The 15,622-nt window shown below is 68.6% G+C and carries 14 protein-coding genes; 7 read left to right on the top strand and 7 right to left on the bottom strand.

Features of this window, described 5'->3' with window-relative positions; all coding sequences use genetic code 11:
• Positions 1 to 5: 5 nt before the first annotated feature.
• Positions 6 to 1,472, bottom strand: coding sequence for a replicative DNA helicase (dnaB, locus tag B6R96_RS18285; RefSeq protein WP_030755420.1), 1,467 nt, complete (start codon positions 1,470 to 1,472; stop codon positions 6 to 8).
• A gap of 452 nt (positions 1,473 to 1,924) precedes the next feature.
• Between dnaB and B6R96_RS18280 the strand changes: the two genes are divergently transcribed.
• On the top strand, positions 1,925 to 3,262 hold the full coding sequence (locus B6R96_RS18280; RefSeq protein WP_081522970.1) for an MATE family efflux transporter: 1,338 nt from the start codon (positions 1,925 to 1,927) through the stop codon (positions 3,260 to 3,262).
• Between the two features lie 135 nt (positions 3,263 to 3,397).
• Here B6R96_RS18280 and rplI read toward each other — a convergent pair whose 3' ends face one another.
• From rplI to rpsF, 4 genes are all read right to left on the bottom strand, one after another.
• Positions 3,398 to 3,844: a 50S ribosomal protein L9 gene (rplI, locus tag B6R96_RS18275; RefSeq protein ID WP_030008386.1), complete on the bottom strand. Its 447-nt coding sequence runs from the start codon at positions 3,842 to 3,844 to the stop codon at positions 3,398 to 3,400.
• Positions 3,845 to 3,862: 18 nt separating this feature from the next.
• Positions 3,863 to 4,099 carry a 30S ribosomal protein S18 gene (rpsR, locus tag B6R96_RS18270; protein WP_005315025.1) on the bottom strand — a complete coding sequence of 79 codons (237 nt, stop codon included), beginning with the start codon at positions 4,097 to 4,099 and terminating at the stop codon, positions 3,863 to 3,865.
• Between the two features lie 43 nt (positions 4,100 to 4,142).
• Positions 4,143 to 4,739, bottom strand: coding sequence for a single-stranded DNA-binding protein (locus tag B6R96_RS18265; protein WP_053167464.1), 597 nt, complete (start codon positions 4,737 to 4,739; stop codon positions 4,143 to 4,145).
• 72 nt (positions 4,740 to 4,811) lie between these two features.
• Positions 4,812 to 5,102, bottom strand: coding sequence for a 30S ribosomal protein S6 (rpsF, locus tag B6R96_RS18260; RefSeq protein WP_004950685.1), 291 nt, complete (start codon positions 5,100 to 5,102; stop codon positions 4,812 to 4,814).
• Between the two features lie 251 nt (positions 5,103 to 5,353).
• On the opposite strand from rpsF, the gene B6R96_RS18255 reads away from it, so the two are divergent.
• The 3 genes from B6R96_RS18255 (at position 5,354) to B6R96_RS18245 (ending at position 8,028) form a co-directional block, all read left to right on the top strand.
• Positions 5,354 to 5,656, top strand: a complete 303-nt coding sequence (locus B6R96_RS18255; RefSeq protein WP_030008388.1) for a hypothetical protein — start codon at positions 5,354 to 5,356, stop codon at positions 5,654 to 5,656.
• 142 nt (positions 5,657 to 5,798) lie between these two features.
• Positions 5,799 to 6,917: a lipid II:glycine glycyltransferase FemX gene (locus B6R96_RS18250; protein ID WP_030383942.1), complete on the top strand. Its 1,119-nt coding sequence runs from the start codon at positions 5,799 to 5,801 to the stop codon at positions 6,915 to 6,917.
• 79 nt (positions 6,918 to 6,996) lie between these two features.
• Positions 6,997 to 8,028 (top strand): alanine racemase, encoded by a 1,032-nt coding sequence (locus tag B6R96_RS18245; RefSeq protein WP_030383941.1) that lies wholly within the window; start codon positions 6,997 to 6,999, stop codon positions 8,026 to 8,028.
• A 10-nt stretch (positions 8,029 to 8,038) separates the two neighbouring features.
• Here B6R96_RS18245 and B6R96_RS18240 read toward each other — a convergent pair whose 3' ends face one another.
• A complete protein-coding gene (locus B6R96_RS18240; RefSeq protein ID WP_081522969.1) occupies positions 8,039 to 9,499 on the bottom strand; it encodes a glycosyltransferase family 87 protein in 1,461 nt (486 codons plus the stop codon).
• A gap of 94 nt (positions 9,500 to 9,593) precedes the next feature.
• The gene (locus B6R96_RS18235; RefSeq protein ID WP_237291448.1) at positions 9,594 to 11,816 is read right to left on the bottom strand and encodes a transglycosylase domain-containing protein; all 2,223 of its coding nucleotides are present in this window, start codon (positions 11,814 to 11,816) and stop codon (positions 9,594 to 9,596) included.
• Between the two features lie 651 nt (positions 11,817 to 12,467).
• Here B6R96_RS18235 and B6R96_RS18230 point away from each other — a divergent pair.
• From B6R96_RS18230 to B6R96_RS18220, 3 genes are all read left to right on the top strand, one after another.
• Positions 12,468 to 13,070 carry a PadR family transcriptional regulator gene (locus tag B6R96_RS18230; protein ID WP_030383938.1) on the top strand — a complete coding sequence of 201 codons (603 nt, stop codon included), beginning with the start codon at positions 12,468 to 12,470 and terminating at the stop codon, positions 13,068 to 13,070.
• Positions 13,071 to 13,119: 49 nt separating this feature from the next.
• The gene (locus B6R96_RS18225) at positions 13,120 to 14,202 is read left to right on the top strand and encodes an inositol-3-phosphate synthase (RefSeq protein ID WP_030008394.1); all 1,083 of its coding nucleotides are present in this window, start codon (positions 13,120 to 13,122) and stop codon (positions 14,200 to 14,202) included.
• 104 nt (positions 14,203 to 14,306) lie between these two features.
• Positions 14,307 to 15,575, top strand: coding sequence for an MFS transporter (locus B6R96_RS18220; RefSeq protein WP_053167461.1), 1,269 nt, complete (start codon positions 14,307 to 14,309; stop codon positions 15,573 to 15,575).
• Positions 15,576 to 15,622 lie beyond the last annotated feature (47 nt).

The following is a 15,622-nucleotide window of genomic DNA, read 5'->3' as shown; positions in this document are numbered from 1 at the left end:
GGATGCTACGTGTTGGCCATGTCCACGAAGCGTGAATAGTGGCCCTGGAAGGCCACCGTGATCGTGGCCGTGGGGCCGTTACGGTGCTTCGCGACGATCAGGTCGGCCTCACCGGCGCGGGGGGACTCCTTCTCGTACGCGTCCTCGCGGTGCAGCAGGATCACCATGTCCGCGTCCTGCTCGATCGAGCCCGATTCACGCAGGTCGGAGACCATGGGCTTCTTGTCCGTGCGCTGCTCGGGACCACGGTTCAGCTGGGAGAGCGCGATCACGGGGACCTCCAGCTCCTTCGCCAGCAGCTTGAGGTTTCGGGACATGTCCGAAACCTCCTGCTGACGGCTCTCCGGCCGGCGCGAGCCGCCCGACTGCATCAGCTGGAGGTAGTCGATGACCACGAGCGAGAGGTCGTTGCGCTGCTTGAGCCGACGGCACTTGGCCCGGATCTCCATCATCGACAGGTTGGGGGAGTCGTCGATGTAGAGCGGGGCGGCCGAGACGTCCGGCATCCGGCGGGCCAGCCGGGTCCAGTCGTCGTCCGTCATCGTGCCTGAGCGCATGTGGTGCAGCGCCACCCGGGCCTCCGCCGAGAGCAGACGCATGGCGATCTCGTTGCGCCCCATTTCGAGGGAGAAGATCACGCTCGGCAGGTTGCTCTTGATGGAGCAGGCCCGGGCGAAGTCCAGCGCGAGCGTGGACTTACCCATGGCGGGACGGGCAGCGATGACGATCATCTGGCCCGGGTGCAGACCGTTGGTCAGCGAGTCCAGGTCGGTGAAGCCGGTGGGGACGCCCGACATCTGGCCGCTGCGGGAGCCGATCGCCTCGATCTCGTCGAGGGCGCCCTCCATGATGTCGCCGAGCGGCAGGTAGTCCTCGGAGGTCCGCTGCTCGGTGACGGCGTAGATCTCGGCCTGGGCGCTGTTGACGATCTCGTCGACGTCACCGTCGGCGGCGTAGCCCATCTGCGTGATCTTCGTACCGGCCGCGACCAGGCGGCGCAGGACGGCCCGCTCGTGGACGATCTCCGCGTAGTACTCGGCGTTCGCCGCGGTCGGCACGGACTGGACCAGGGTGTGCAGGTACGAGGCCCCGCCCACCTTGCTGATCTCGCCGCGCCGGGTCAGCTCGGCGCCGACGGTGATCGGGTCGGCCGGCTCGCCCTTGGCGTACAGGTCGAGGATGGCCTGGTAGATCGTCTCGTGCGAGGGCCGGTAGAAGTCATGGCCCTTGAGGACCTCGACGACGTCCGCGATGGCGTCCTTCGAGAGCAGCATGCCGCCGAGCACCGACTGCTCCGCGTCGAGGTCCTGCGGAGGGACGCGCTCGAAGCCGCCGCCCCCGCCGGAGTCCCAGGAGCCGCCCTCGCGGCCCCGGTCGTGCTGTTCGTCCCCGCGGCCACGGCCTTCGCTGTTGCGGCGCGAACGGGCGGGCAGACGGTCACCCGGACCGCTGTCGGCCCAGGGGTCGTCCATGGGCTCGGGCATGCTCACCGGGCCGCCTCCTCCCGTCCGCAACGCGGACCTCGCCGTGTCACTCTTTCTACGACACGGCTCTGACATTTGGGGCACCCGAATCCGCCGTCGGCGGGTCGGGCAACGAACCACGGTAGGCCCGGGAGCGGCGTCAGCCAATCTTGTTATCCACAGGGTGTGTGGATGACATGTGGATGACGGCGCCAATGCTGTGGGTAAGTCGCCGGAAGCTGTGCACGGACCGGGGGACGACGCTGTGGACAAAATCACCCGCGGCATCCCCACACCCTATCTGACCTGCAATTTCCTTCTCCCGAGGCGGGAGTGGGGAAAATTTTTGGCCACTGTCTCGAGATCGCCTCCAACGAGGTGCGCAGAACGTCCCGATCAGCGGACACGTAAGGATCCCAAGAGGGTTGCGTCCATTACCTGTGGAAGATTAGATTGAGGGCATGACACAGGCCCTCGCAGCACCTGAGGCGGGGCCCCGACGGCACGACCGAGAGATATTCGCGCTCGCCGTCCCCGCCTTCGGTGCCCTCGTCGCCGAGCCCCTCTTCGTCATGGCCGACAGCGCCATCGTGGGGCACCTCGGCACCCCCCAGCTGGCCGGCCTCGGCATCGCCGCCGCGGTGCTCACCACCGCGGTGAGCGTCTTCGTCTTCCTCGCCTACGCCACCACCGCGGCCGTCTCCCGCCGCGTCGGCGCCGGTGACCTCCAGGCTGCCATCCGGCAGGGGATCGACGGCATATGGCTCGCCCTCCTGCTGGGCACGGCGGTCGTCGCCGTGGTGCTGCCGGCGGCGCCCTCGCTGATATCGCTCTTCGGGGCGTCCGACGCCGTCACCCCGTACGCGCTCACCTATCTGCGGATCTCGGCCCTCGGCATCCCGCCCATGCTCATGGTCCTGGCCGCCACGGGCGTCATCCGCGGCCTCCAGGACACCCGTACACCGCTCTACGTCGCCATCGGCGGCTTCGCCCTCAACGCGGGCCTGAACGTCGCCCTCGTCTACGGTGCGGGCCTCGGGATCGCCGGCTCCGCATGGGGCACGGTCATCGCCCAGTGCGCCATGGCCGCCGCCTACCTGTTCGTCGTCGTTCGCGGAGCCCTGCGGCACGGCGCCTCGCTGCGTCCCGACGCCGCGGGGATCCGGGCCTGCGCCCAGGCCGGCGCGCCCCTGCTGGTGCGCACCCTGTCCCTGCGCGCCATCCTGATGATCGCGACGGCTGTGGCCGCCCGCCTCGGCGACGCAGATATCGCCGCCCATCAGATACTGCTCTCGCTGTGGAGCCTGCTCGCCTTCGCGCTGGACGCCATCGCGATCGCCGGACAGGCGATCATCGGCCGCTACCTGGGAGCGGGGGACACCGAGGGCGCCAAGGCGGTCTGCCGCCGCATGGTGCAGTGGGGAATCGCCACGGGCGTCGTGCTCGGGCTCCTGGTCGTCCTGGCCCGCCCGGTGTTCATACCGCTGTTCACCAGTGATCCGGCGGTCGAGGCGGCGTTGCTGCCCGCTCTGCTGGTCGTCGCCCTGTCCCAGCCCGTCTCCGGCATCGTGTTCGTGCTCGACGGGGTCCTGATGGGCGCGGGGGACGGTCGCTACCTGGCCCGGGCGATGCTCCTGACGCTCGCCGCATTCGCCCCGGCGGCACTGCTCGTACCGGCCCTCGGAGGCGGGCTGACGGCGCTCTGGTGGGCCATGACGCTGATGATGGTGGTCCGGTTGGTCACCCTCCGGCTGCGCGCCGGCTCAGGTCGATGGCTGATCGCAGGAGCCACCCGCTGAGCGCTGCCGTCCCGCCGTCCCGGTCGTGTTTCACGTGAAACACCGCGGACCGGCGCCCGGATGTTTCACGTGAAACACCGCCGACAACGACGAAGGGCCGCACCCCGTGGGGGTGCGGCCCTTCGAGCGCAGCCCTTAGGCGGCGACGACCTCGATGCCCACGTTCGCGGCCACGTCGGCGTGCAGACGCACGGAGACCTGGTACGAACCGAGGGTCTTGATCGGGGAGCCGAGCTCGACGCGGCGCTTGTCGACCTTCGGGCCGCCCGAGGACTCGATCGCCGTGGCGATGTCGGCCGGGGTCACGGAACCGAAGAGACGACCGGCGTCACCCGCGCGGGTGGCCAGACGGACCTTCACACCCTCGAGCTTGGCCTTGACCTCGTTGGCCTGCTCGATGGTCGCGATCTCGTGGATCTTGCGGGCGCGGCGGATCTGCGCCACGTCCTTCTCGCCACCCTTGGTCCAGCGGATCGCGAAACCACGCGGGACCAGGTAGTTGCGAGCGTAACCGTCCTTGACGTCGACGACATCGCCGGCGGCACCGAGGCCAGAAACCTCGTGGGTCAGGATGATCTTCATTAGTCGGTCACCCTTTCCTTATCGCGCGGTGGACGTGTAGGGCAGCAGTGCCATCTCACGGCTGTTCTTGACGGCCGTGGCGACGTCACGCTGGTGCTGCGTGCAGTTGCCGGTAACGCGGCGGGCACGGATCTTGCCGCGGTCGGAAATGAACTTCCGCAGCATGTTCGTGTCCTTGTAGTCCACGTACGCGGTCTTGTCCTTGCAGAATGCGCAGACCTTCTTCTTAGGCTTGCGCACAGGCGGCTTCGCCATTGTGTCTCTCCTGTGTGATCAAGAAGTGGGGATGCGAGCTGCCCTAGAAGGGCGGCTCGTCCGAGTAGCCACCGCCGGAGCCGCCGGAGCTTCCGCCCCAACCGCCCCCGCCGCCGCCCTGCTGCTGGCCACCGGCCGGCGCGCTGGACGCCCACGGGTCGTCGGAGGGAGCTCCGCCGCCCTGCTGCGGCTGGCCACCGGGGGCTCCGCCCCAGTTGCCACCGCCGCCGCCCTGCTGCTGACCGCCGCCGCCGTATCCACCCTGGCCACCGCGACCGGTGGTCTTGGTGACCTTGGCCGTGGCGTTCTTCAGGCTGGGGCCGACTTCCTCGACGTCCAGCTCGTAGACCGTGCGCTTGACACCCTCACGGTCCTCGTACGACCGCTGCCTCAGCCGGCCCTGCACGATGACGCGCATGCCTCGCTGGAGGGACTCGGCGACGTTCTCCGCCGCCTGCCGCCACACCGAGCAGGTCAGGAACAGGCTCTCGCCGTCCTTCCACTCATTGGTCTGACGGTCGAAGGTGCGGGGGGTGGACGCGACACGGAACTTCGCGACCGCCGCACCCGAGGGGGTGAAGCGCAGCTCGGGGTCGTCGACGAGATTGCCGACGACCGTGATGACGGTCTCGCCTGCCATGGATGAACCTCTCGGCGGGGATTGCTGCTGGGCTGCTGTGCTACTCGATCCCGATTACCGCTGAACCGAAGTTCAGTGGGTCTCGGGGCGAAGGACCTTGGTCCGGAGAACCGACTCGTTCAGGTTCATCTGTCGGTCAAGCTCCTTGACGACCGCAGGCTCGGCCTGAAGGTCGATGACCGAGTAGATGCCCTCGGGCTTCTTCTTGATCTCGTAAGCGAGACGACGACGGCCCCAGGTGTCGACCTTCTCGACCTTTCCGTTGCCCTCACGGACGACAGAAAGGAAGTTCTCGATCAGCGGGGAGACAGCGCGCTCCTCGAGATCGGGGTCGAGGATGACCATCACTTCGTAGTGACGCATGTGGAACCCACCTCCTTTGGACTCAGCGGCCACGGTCGTTCCGTGGCAGGAGGGTCGTGATGCGTAAGCACGGCGTCCGCAGAGCAGACACCGCGCAGCTGTACAGACTACCTGCTCGCGTCCTTCCGGTTGAAATCCGCCGGGAGAGGGCCACAATCTGTATCCATCGGGTGTGCTCGGTGCTATGCCCTCGGCCCCTTGCCGGAGGCAGCCCGCAGCACCGCCAGCTTCAGCCAGGAGGTGCCCTTCCGATGGCACAGGCAATGCGGCCCCCTCAGATCTCCCTGCTCTCCACCGACGGCAAGCCCCACCCGCTGCAGGACACCCTGATGGCGGTCACTCTGACCCTCGGCGCCGTGGCGTTCGTCACGGCCTTCTTCCACAACCTGCACCTGATCAGCTCGTGGGCCGGGCTGATCGGAATCCTGACGGGTGCGTACGGACAGTTCGTCTCCGTCACGACACGCGAGCGCTTCGCGCTGATCATCGGCCTTGGCGCGTCTGCCATCGGCTTCTACCTCGGCATGTTCCACGGCGGGCTCTTCGGGGGCTGACCGGGCCGAGCGGGACACCTCCGCGACAGGGCGCCGGCCGTACACCGGCCCGGGCCCACGGCCCGTCCCCCAGAAGGGTGGCGCCCTTGTCGCAGTAGGCTTCGCGCCATAGCCAGCGAAGCCGCCGGAGGAGACGCCCCGCATGAGCCTGTCCCTGAGGACCATCAGCCGAGAGCAGCATCTGGGTTACCTCCAGAGCCTGCCCTCGGCGAGCCACTGCCAGGTCCCGGCGTGGGCCGACGTGAAGAACGAGTGGCGTTCCGAGAACCTCGGATGGTTCAACGAGTCCGACGAACTCGTCGGAGCAGCCCTCGTGCTGTACCGGCAGCTGCCCAAGGTGAAGCGGTATCTCGCCTACCTGCCCGAGGGCCCGGTCATCAACTGGTACGCCCCGAACCTGGAGGAGTGGCTCCAGCCGATGCTGGCCCACCTCAAGCAGCAGGGCGCCTTCACCGTGAAGATGGGCCCGCCCGTCGTCATCCGACGCTGGAACTCGACCGCCATCAAGGCCGGTATCCAGGACCCGAACGTGAAGCGCCTGCGCGACGTGGAGGCCTCGGTCATCGAGCCGCGCGCCTTCGAGGTGTCGGACAAGCTGCGCCGCATGGGCTGGCAGCAGGCCGAGGACGGCGGCGCCGGCTTCGGTGACGTCCAGCCCCGCTACGTCTTCCAGGTACCGCTGGCCAACCGCTCGCTGGACGATGTCCTCAAGGGCTTCAACCAGCTGTGGCGACGCAACATCAAGAAGGCCGAGAAGGCCGGCGTCGAGGTCGTCCAGGGCGGCTACGACGACCTGCCGACCTGGCAGCACCTGTACGAGATCACGGCCGAGCGCGACAAGTTCCGCCCGCGTCCGCTCAGCTACTTCCAGCGCCAGTGGACGGCCCTCAACTCCGAGGACCCCAACCGGATGCGCCTCTACATCGCCACGCACGAGGGAGAGCCGCTGGCCGCCGCCACGATGCTCACCGTCGGCCAGCACGTCTGGTACTCGTACGGCGCCTCGGCCAACCACAAGCGCGAGGTCCGCCCCTCGAACGCGATGCAGTGGCGCATGCTGCGCGACTCGTACGCCCTCGGCGCAAGCGTCTACGACCTGCGCGGCATCTCTGACACGCTGGACGAGAACGACCACTTGTTCGGTCTGATCCAGTTCAAGGTCGGCACGGGCGGCGAGGCCGTGGAGTACGTCGGCGAGTGGGACTTCCCGCTCAACAAGGTGCTGCACAAGGCCCTGGACATCTACATGTCGCGCCGCTGACCCGGCAGCACCCCGCCCCACACACAGACAGACAGCACCGCTGCACCACGCAGCTTCTCAGGAGAGGTTCCGGACGGGCATGGCGCTCACGCTCTACGTCGACACCGCGCGCTGGCGTGCGCACCAGAAGCAGATCCAGGACCGATTCCCCGGACTGATCCCGGTCTGCAAGGGCAACGGCTACGGCTTCGGCCACGAGCGGCTCTGCGAGGAGGCGACCCGCATGGGCGCCGACATCCTGGCCGTGGGAACGACGTACGAGGCCGCCAGCATCAAGGACTGGTTCGGCGGCGACCTGCTCGTCCTCACCCCGTTCCGCCGGGGCGAGGACCCGGTGCCGCTGCCCGACCGGGTCATCCGCTCGGTGGCCTCGCTGGACGGGGTCCGGGGTCTGGTGGGGGCCCGGGTGGTCATCGAGTGCATGAGCTCGATGCGCCGCCACGGAATCTCCGAGCAGGACCTCGGCCAGCTGCACGCGGCGATCGAGGACGTCCGCCTGGAGGGCTTCGCCCTGCACCTGCCGCTGGACCGGCCGGACGGCTCGGACGCCGTCGAGGAGGTCATCGGCTGGATGGACCGGCTGCGCGCGGCCCGGCTGCCGCTGCACACCATGTTCGTCAGCCACCTGCGGGCCGAGGAACTCGCGCGGCTGCAGCAGCAGTTCCCGCAGACCCGCTTCCGGGCGCGCATCGGCACCCGGCTGTGGCTGGGCGACCACGAGGCGACCGAGTACCGCGGCGCGGTCCTCGACGTGACGCGCGTGGCCAAGGGCGACCGGTTCGGATACCGCCAGCAGAAGGCCGCCTCCGACGGCTGGCTGGTCGTGGTCGCCGGCGGTACCTCGCACGGCGTGGGACTGGAGGCCCCCAAGGCGCTCCACGGTGTGATGCCGCGCGCCAAGGGCGTCGCCCGGGCGGGTCTGGCCACGGTCAACCGGAACCTTTCGCCCTTCGTGTGGGCGGGCAAGCAGCGCTGGTTCGCGGAGCCGCCGCACATGCAGGTGTCGATCCTGTTCGTGCCGTCGGACGCGACCGAGCCGAAGGTCGGCGACGAGCTGGTGGCCCACCTGCGCCACACCACCACGCAGTTCGACCGGGTGCTCGACGCCTGAGTCCGACCGGTCAGTCCTGGGAGCCCGTGCCCCAGGCGACCCGCTGTTCCTCCGAGGGCGTCGCGTACCGCGGCGCCCTCGCCGCGTCCGACAGCACGAACACGTCGTCGGCCTCGTCCAGGACACCGCCGGAGGGGTCGTCCGAACCGTCGCGCCGTACGACGTCCCGCTCGGGCATCAGGATGTCCCGGACGATGACCGCGCAGAGGTACAGGGTGGTCAGCAGGTGGGCGGCGATCGCCAGCTGGTAGCCCTCCACGGGCAGGCCCTGGTGCTTGTCGCCGCTGGACGTGTAGGCGAGGTAGAACCAGATCCCGAGGAAGTAGACGACCTCGCCGGCCTGCCAGATCAGGAAGTCCCGCCAGCGGGGCCGGGCCAGTGCGGCGAGCGGGATGAGCCACAGCACGTACTGCGGCGAGTAGACCTTGTTGCAGAGGATGAAGACGGCGACGACGAGGAAGGCCAGCTGTGCGAACCGGGGCCGGCGCGGGGCGGTCAGGGTGAGCAGTCCGACGGCCCCGCACAGCAGGAGCGTCAGCCCGGTCGCGTACGTGTTGGCACCGTCCAGGGGGTTGCCGGAGCGCTGGGAGATCAGCAGCCACACCGAGCCGAAGTCGATGGGCCGCTCCTGGCTGAAGGTGTAGAACTTCGTCCAGCCGTTCCAGGCGAAGAGCATGATCGGCAGGTTCACCAGGAGCCAGGCCCCGGCCGCGCCGAGCACGGCGGCGCCGAAGGCGCGCCACTTCCCGGCCCGCCAGCAGAGCACGAACAGCGCGCCGAGCAGCAGCACCGGGTAGAGCTTGGCGGCGGTGGCGAGCCCGATGAGGATGCCGAAGAGGAGGGTCCTGCCGCGGGACCACATGAGCATCCCGGCGGCCGTCAGGGCGATGGCCAGCAGGTCCCAGTTGATCGTCGCCGTCAGGGCGAAGGCGGGCGCGAGGGCGAAGAGCAGGGCGTCCCAGGGGCGGCGGCGGTGGGTGCGGGCGACGCACACGGCGATGACCGCCGCGCAGGCCATCAGCATGCCCGCGTTGACCATCCAGTACATCTGTTCGCGGTGCTGCATGGATCCGCTGCCGGGGGTCAGCCAGGAGGCGATCTCCATGAAGAGACCGGTGAGGACCGGGTACTCCAGGTACTCCATGTCACCGGGCAGCCGGTCGAAGTAGGGCGTCAGGTTGTCGGCGAACCCGCGGACCGCGTACAGGTGCGGGATGTCGGAGTAGCAGGCGTGGGTGTACTGGGAGCCGGCTCCCCGGAACCACGCCCAGTCGTAGCACGGCAGCTTCTGGACCATGCCGAGCGCGAACATGCCGATGGCGATGAGGGCCACGACGCGGACCGGGCCCAGCCAGTGCCCACCGAGCCTGGCGTAGCGGCCCAGGGGGCCGCCGATGAACTCACTCCCGGCTGCGGCGACCTCGTCCTGCTGCGTGGGCAGTACGGGGCGGTCCTCGTGCACCTTGGTCATGGGGCTCATCCTGCCGTACCGGGCCGGACATGGGGGAAGGCCGTCGCACGGACGGTGCGACGGCCTTCCTCGCTTCACGGAGCGGCGGTGCGGATCACTCCTGGTCGGAGTCGCTGATCCCGCCGGTGATGCCGCCCGGGCGGCCCGGCCGGCCCGACTGCGACGGGGACGGTGATCCGCTGGCTCCACCGGTGTTCCCGGCGACGGTCCCGGTACTGGTGCCGGTGTTCGCGCCTCCGTTGGTGGTGCCCCGCGTGGTCTCCGGGTCGCAGTACAGCTCCCACGGCCGGCAGGACGGCCGGCCGCCCTTGGACGGGGACGGGGACGGCGGCGGGGAGCTCGGCGGGATCGTCGACGGGGACGGCGACGGCGGGGCGACGGTCGACGGCGAGGGGGAGGGGGCACCGGCGGAGTCGGCGGTGACGCCGAGGTCCTCGGCCTCCGGGAACTTCGTGACCGGGACGTCCTTGAGCGCGTCGCGCATGTACTCGGTCCAGATCACGGCCGGGATGTCACCACCGTGGATGGAGGGGATGTCACCCACGCCGTTCATGGAGATCAGCTTCTTGTCCGCCGAGTTGGGGTCGGTGCGGAAGAGGACGATCGAGGTGGACAGCTCCGGGGTGTAGCCGACGAACCACGCCGACTTGTTCTCGTCCGTGGTGCCGGTCTTGCCGGCGGCCGGCCGGCCCAGCTTCTTGACCTTGGTCGCGGTGCCGTTCTGGACGACGTTCTGCAGGACCTCGGTGATGTTGTCCGCGATCGCGCTGTCCATCGCCCGCTGGTCCTTGGGCTTCTCGAAGCCGGACAGCTGCTCGCCGTTCTTCGCGACCTCGGTCACGGAGTACGGCTCGCGGTGCGTGCCGGAGGCGGCGAAGGTCGCGTACGAGTCGGCCATCCGGATCGCGCTGGGGGTGGAGGTACCGAGGGCCCAGGAGGCGTCGGGGTTCGGGTTCATCGACTCCTCCAGGATGCCGGTGGACTTGGCCAGGGCCCTGACCTTGTCGTGACCGACATCGAAGACGAGCTGGGCGAACGGGACGTTGATGGACTTCTCCATCGCCTCGTTGAGGGTCACGTACCCGAAGGGGGTGGGGCTCTCGTTCTTCTGCTTGAAGGGCTTCCCCGAGGCGTCCCGCAGCGGCCTGCCCTCCCGGTTGTTGATCACCGTGAGGTCGTTCGCCTGGTACTTGCTGTCGACCGAGATGCCCTTGCCCTTGGAGTTCTGGGTGCCGTACTCCATCGCCGCCGCCAGCACGTACGGCTTCCAGGTCGAGCCGACCGGGACACCGCTGGTGTTGGCGTTGTTGCTGAAGTACTTGTGGTCCCAGCCCGGGCCGCCGTACAGCGCGACGATGGCTCCGGTCTTCACGTCCACGGAGGCCCCGCCGAACTGCACGAAGGTGTCGGTGTCCGGGCGTGCCTTCTCGTCGATGAACCCGTTGCGGGTGTCCTCGACCGCCTTGACCAGGGCGTCCACCTTGGGCTTCTGGAAGGTGGTCCGGATCCGGTAGCCGCCCAGGGCCATCTGCTCGGGCGTGATGCCCTTGGTCTTCATCACGTACGCCTTGGCCGTGTCGACCAGGTAGCCGATCTGGCCGGTCATGCCGCGGGTCGACTCCGACTCGGCGCGCGGGGGGAAGTCCGCGTCCGTGTACTTCGCACGCTCGGACTTGTCCATCCGGCCGACCTCGACCTCGCGGTCCAGCACCCAGGCCCAGCGTTCCCGGGCCCGCTTCTCGTTGAGGGCGGGGGTGGCCGAGGCGCCGATGCCGCCGTCCGGGTTGTAGAGGTTGGGGCCCTTCAGCACGGCGGCCAGGAAGGCGCACTCGGCGGGGTTGAGGTCCTGGCTGTCCTTGCCGAAGTAGGCGCGGGCCGCGGCCTGGATCCCGTAGGCGTCCCGGCCGTAGTAGGCGGTGTTCAGGTAGCCCGCGAGGACCGTGTCCTTCTCCTCGGACACACCCAGCCTTATCGCGATGAAGAGCTCGGTGGCCTTCCGCTTCAGCGTCTGGTCGGAGTCCAGGTAGGTGTTCTTCACGTACTGCTGGGTGATGGTCGAGCCGCCCTGGGTGGAGCCGCCCGTGGCCATGTTCCACACGGCGCGGGCGATGCCCATCGGGTCCACGCCCTTGTCGGTCTCGAAGGACTCGTTCTCCGCCGAGATCACAGCGTCCCTCATCGACCGGGGGATGCTGGAGATGGGCACGATCTGCCGGTTCATCGAACCGCCCGTCGCGACCATCTGGCTGCCGTCGGCCCAGTAGAAGACGTTGTTCTGCGCCTGGGCGGCCTTGTTCGGGTCGGGCGTGCTCACCATGGCGATGCCGATACCGGCACCCGCGATGATCACCGCGAAGAAGCCCAGAGCCGTGCCGGAGACGAACTTCCAGGACGGAACGAAGCGCTTCCAGCCGTCCCTGTCGGACCGCGGGTAGTTGATGAGCCGCTTGTCCGGGCGCCCGGCACCGCGCGCGGCGGCACCTCTGCCGCGGCCTGCGGTCCCTCTCTGGGCAGCCCGGCGGCCATCGGCACGGCTGCCTCGGCCGGGCTGCGGCGCGTAGGGGCCGCTGTGCGACGCCGTGGGGACGTCACGCCCGGCCGGGCCCCTTCCGGGGCGCTGTTGGGCGGCGCGGCGGGCTGAGGCGCGTCCACCACCCTCGGGGTGCGGCGGTTTGCGGCGGTGCTCGCTCATCGAACGACTACTCCTCGGGCAGGCGAGTGGCCTGGAAGCGGCAGATTAATTCCGGTCCCCCCCGGTGTCATCGCCCCACAGACTACGCACGCTCAAAACGCGCCCAGTGCCGAAGTTCACCCCAAATCAGGCAACCTGCCTGGTGCGAATCGGTGATGTGACACCGGTCACTACGTCTCCCCTTGTCGATCAGAGCGCCCCGTTCTATCGTCTGGATGTATCGAGTCGATACATCAGCTCGGTATAAAGACTCTGGGGCGGAGGAGAGGCAGGCGGATGAGCAGACGCTCAGGCATCCTCGAATTCGCCGTCCTCGGCCTGCTTCGCGAATCCCCCATGCACGGCTACGAGCTGCGCAAGCGGCTCAATACCTCGCTGGGGGTGTTCAGAGCCTTCAGCTACGGGACGCTCTACCCCTGCCTCAAGACGCTGGTCGCCAACGGCTGGTTGATCGAAGAACCGGGCAACGCCCCGGAGGACGCTCTCGCCGCTTCACTCGCAGGGCGGCGCGCCAAGATCGTCTACCGGTTGACGGCCGCGGGTAAGGAGCACTTCGAGGAGCTCCTCTCCCACACCGGCCCCGACACCTGGGAGGACGAGTCCTTCGCCGCCCGCTTCGCCTTCTTCGGCCAGACCGAACGAGACGTGCGGATGCGGGTACTGGAGGGCCGCCGCAGCCGGCTGGAGGAGCGTCTGGAGAAGATGCGCGCCTCGATCGCCCGGACGCGGGAGCGCCTCGACGACTACACGCTCGAGCTGCAGCGGCACGGCATGGAGTCCGTGGAGCGCGAAGTGCGCTGGCTGAACGAGCTCATCGAGAGTGAGCGGGCGGGACGGGATCGGAGACGAACCGGTCCGTCCGACGAAACTGAAAAATGAGGCCTGCAGCTCGCAGACCTCGTCCGAGAACAAACAGGGAGCAACCGGAATGGGTTCGGTTCGCGTAGCCATCGTCGGCGTAGGCAACTGCGCCGCCTCGCTGGTGCAGGGCGTCGAGTACTACAAGGACGCCGACCCGGCGGCCAAGGTCCCCGGTCTGATGCACGTCCAGTTCGGCGACTACCACGTGCGTGACATCGAGTTCGTCGCCGCGTTCGACGTCGACGCGAAGAAGGTCGGCCTCGACCTTTCGGACGCCATCGGCGCCAGCGAGAACAACACCATCAAGATCTGCGACGTCCCGAACGCCGGTGTGACCGTTCAGCGCGGCCACACCTACGACGGTCTGGGCAAGTACTACCGCATGACGATCGAGGAGTCCGCCGAGACTCCGGTCGACGTGGTCCAGGTCCTCAAGGACCGCGAGGTCGACGTCCTGATCTGCTACCTGCCGGTCGGCTCCGAGGACGCTGCGAAGTTCTACGCGCAGTGCGCCATCGACGCCAAGGTCGCCTTCGTCAACGCTCTCCCGGTCTTCATCGCCGGCACCAAGGAGTGGGCGGACAAGTTCACCGAGGCCGGTGTCCCGATCGTCGGCGACGACATCAAGTCGCAGGTCGGCGCCACCATCACGCACCGTGTGATGGCGAAGCTGTTCGAGGACCGCGGTGTCCGTCTTGAGCGCACCATGCAGCTCAACGTCGGCGGCAACATGGACTTCAAGAACATGCTCGAGCGCGACCGCCTCGAGTCGAAGAAGATCTCCAAGACGCAGGCCGTCACCTCGCAGATCCCCGACCGTGAGCTCGGCGAGAAGAACGTCCACATCGGCCCGTCCGACTACGTCGCGTGGCTCGACGACCGCAAGTGGGCCTACGTCCGCCTCGAGGGTCGTGCCTTCGGTGATGTCCCGCTGAACCTCGAGTACAAGCTCGAGGTGTGGGACTCCCCGAACTCGGCCGGTGTCATCATCGACGCCCTGCGTGCCGCGAAGATCGCGAAGGACCGCGGTATCGGTGGCCCGATCCTGTCGGCGTCCAGCTACTTCATGAAGTCCCCGCCGGTGCAGTACTTCGACGACGAGGCCCTGGCCAACGTCGAGAAGTTCATCAAGGGCGAGGTCGAGCGCTAACCGAACCCAAGGGTCTTACTGACAACTGGACTTCGGCTGTTCTTCCGCGGAGGGTCCCCGGGCAATGTGCCCGGGGACCCTCCGCGTATGTGACCCTTGCCCTCATGCCTGTCGTACGTGATCTGCGCGTACTCCTGCGCCTGAGGGATTTCCGCAACCTGCTCGCCGTACGGCTGCTCTCGCAGGCCGCGGACGGCGTCTATCAGGTCGCACTCGCCACCTACGTCGTCTTCTCCCCGGAGAAGCAGACCTCGCCGGCGGCCATCGCCTCCGCCATGGCGGTACTGCTGCTGCCCTACTCGGTCATCGGCCCCTTCGCCGGAGTGCTGCTCGACCGCTGGCGCCGCCGCCAGGTCTTCCTCTACGGCAATCTGCTGCGCGCCTTCCTCGCCTGCGTCACCGGGATGCTGATCGTCGCGCAGGTGCCGGAGTGGCTGTTCTACGCCTCCGCGCTGTCCGTGACCGCCGTCAACCGCTTCGTGCTGTCCGGGCTCGCCGCATCGCTGCCCCGCGTCGTCGGACCCGATCAGCTGGTCACCGCGAACGCGCTGTCCCCCACCGCCGGAACCCTCGCGGCGGTGGCCGGCGGAGGGCTGGCCTTCCTCGTCCGGCTGCTGGCCTCCGACTCCAACGCGCTCGTCGTCCTCCTCGGAGCCGGGCTCTACCTCTGTGCGGCCCTCGTCTCCCTGCAGCTGGCCATCGGGCTGCTCGGGCCCGACCACCCCGCCGGCCGCGCCCACCCCTCGGTCGCCGAAGGGGTCGCCCTCACCGTGCGGGGCATGGCGGAGGGCCTGCGGCACCTCGCCTCCCGGCGCGAGGCGGCCCGCGCGCTCGCCGCGATGACCATGATGCGGTTCTGCTACGGGGCCCTGTTCGTCATGCTGCTGATGCTCTGCCGCTACGCCTGGTCGGACAACGAGTCCGACGGGCTGGCCGTGCTGGGAGTCGCCGTCGGCGCCTCCGGGGCCGGATTCTTCGCCGCCGCCGTGGTGACCCCCTGGGTGGTGGGCCGGCTGGGCCCCCTCGGCTGGATCACCGTCTGCTCCGCGGGCTCCGCGGTCCTGGTGCCGGCCCTCGGCCTGTTCTTCGCCCCGGGACCGATGCTGGTCGCCGCGTTCGTACTCGGTCTCGCCACTCAGGGCGCCAAGATCGCCACGGACACGGAGGTGCAGTCCCGGGTGGACGACGACTACCGCGGCCGTGTCTTCTCGGTCTACGACGTTCTGTTCAACGTGGCATTCGTCGGTGCGGCGGCGGTGGCCTCCCTGATGCTGCCCACCGACGGGCGCTCCGTGATCCTGATCCTCATCGTGTCCGCGCTCTACGCCGCGACCGCGGTGCTGCTGGCCCGGCAGGAGCGACGTTTCACGTGAAACATCAGCTCTGAGGATCCGCGCGGGGCGATGTTTCACGTGAAACA

This window comes from Streptomyces sp. Sge12 (genome assembly GCF_002080455.1).
Lineage (GTDB): Bacteria > Actinomycetota > Actinomycetes > Streptomycetales > Streptomycetaceae > Streptomyces.
This window is presented reverse-complemented; position numbering and strand designations above follow the sequence as displayed.

Excerpts from the sequence above, each read along its gene's own strand:
- dnaB (WP_030755420.1), bottom strand. The coding sequence starts at position 1,472 with ATGGACGACCCCTGGGCCGACAGCGGTCCGGGTGACCGTCTGCCCGCC.
- B6R96_RS18280 (WP_081522970.1), top strand. The coding sequence starts at position 1,925 with ATGACACAGGCCCTCGCAGCACCTGAGGCGGGGCCCCGACGGCACGAC.
- rplI (WP_030008386.1), bottom strand. The coding sequence starts at position 3,844 with ATGAAGATCATCCTGACCCACGAGGTTTCTGGCCTCGGTGCCGCCGGC.
- rpsR (WP_005315025.1), bottom strand. The coding sequence starts at position 4,099 with ATGGCGAAGCCGCCTGTGCGCAAGCCTAAGAAGAAGGTCTGCGCATTC.
- B6R96_RS18265 (WP_053167464.1), bottom strand. The coding sequence starts at position 4,739 with ATGGCAGGCGAGACCGTCATCACGGTCGTCGGCAATCTCGTCGACGAC.
- rpsF (WP_004950685.1), bottom strand. The coding sequence starts at position 5,102 with ATGCGTCACTACGAAGTGATGGTCATCCTCGACCCCGATCTCGAGGAG.
- B6R96_RS18255 (WP_030008388.1), top strand. The coding sequence starts at position 5,354 with ATGGCACAGGCAATGCGGCCCCCTCAGATCTCCCTGCTCTCCACCGAC.
- B6R96_RS18250 (WP_030383942.1), top strand. The coding sequence starts at position 5,799 with ATGAGCCTGTCCCTGAGGACCATCAGCCGAGAGCAGCATCTGGGTTAC.
- B6R96_RS18245 (WP_030383941.1), top strand. The coding sequence starts at position 6,997 with ATGGCGCTCACGCTCTACGTCGACACCGCGCGCTGGCGTGCGCACCAG.
- B6R96_RS18240 (WP_081522969.1), bottom strand. The coding sequence starts at position 9,499 with ATGACCAAGGTGCACGAGGACCGCCCCGTACTGCCCACGCAGCAGGAC.
- B6R96_RS18235 (WP_237291448.1), bottom strand. The coding sequence starts at position 11,816 with ATGGTGAGCACGCCCGACCCGAACAAGGCCGCCCAGGCGCAGAACAAC.
- B6R96_RS18230 (WP_030383938.1), top strand. The coding sequence starts at position 12,468 with ATGAGCAGACGCTCAGGCATCCTCGAATTCGCCGTCCTCGGCCTGCTT.
- B6R96_RS18225 (WP_030008394.1), top strand. The coding sequence starts at position 13,120 with ATGGGTTCGGTTCGCGTAGCCATCGTCGGCGTAGGCAACTGCGCCGCC.
- B6R96_RS18220 (WP_053167461.1), top strand. The coding sequence starts at position 14,307 with ATGCCTGTCGTACGTGATCTGCGCGTACTCCTGCGCCTGAGGGATTTC.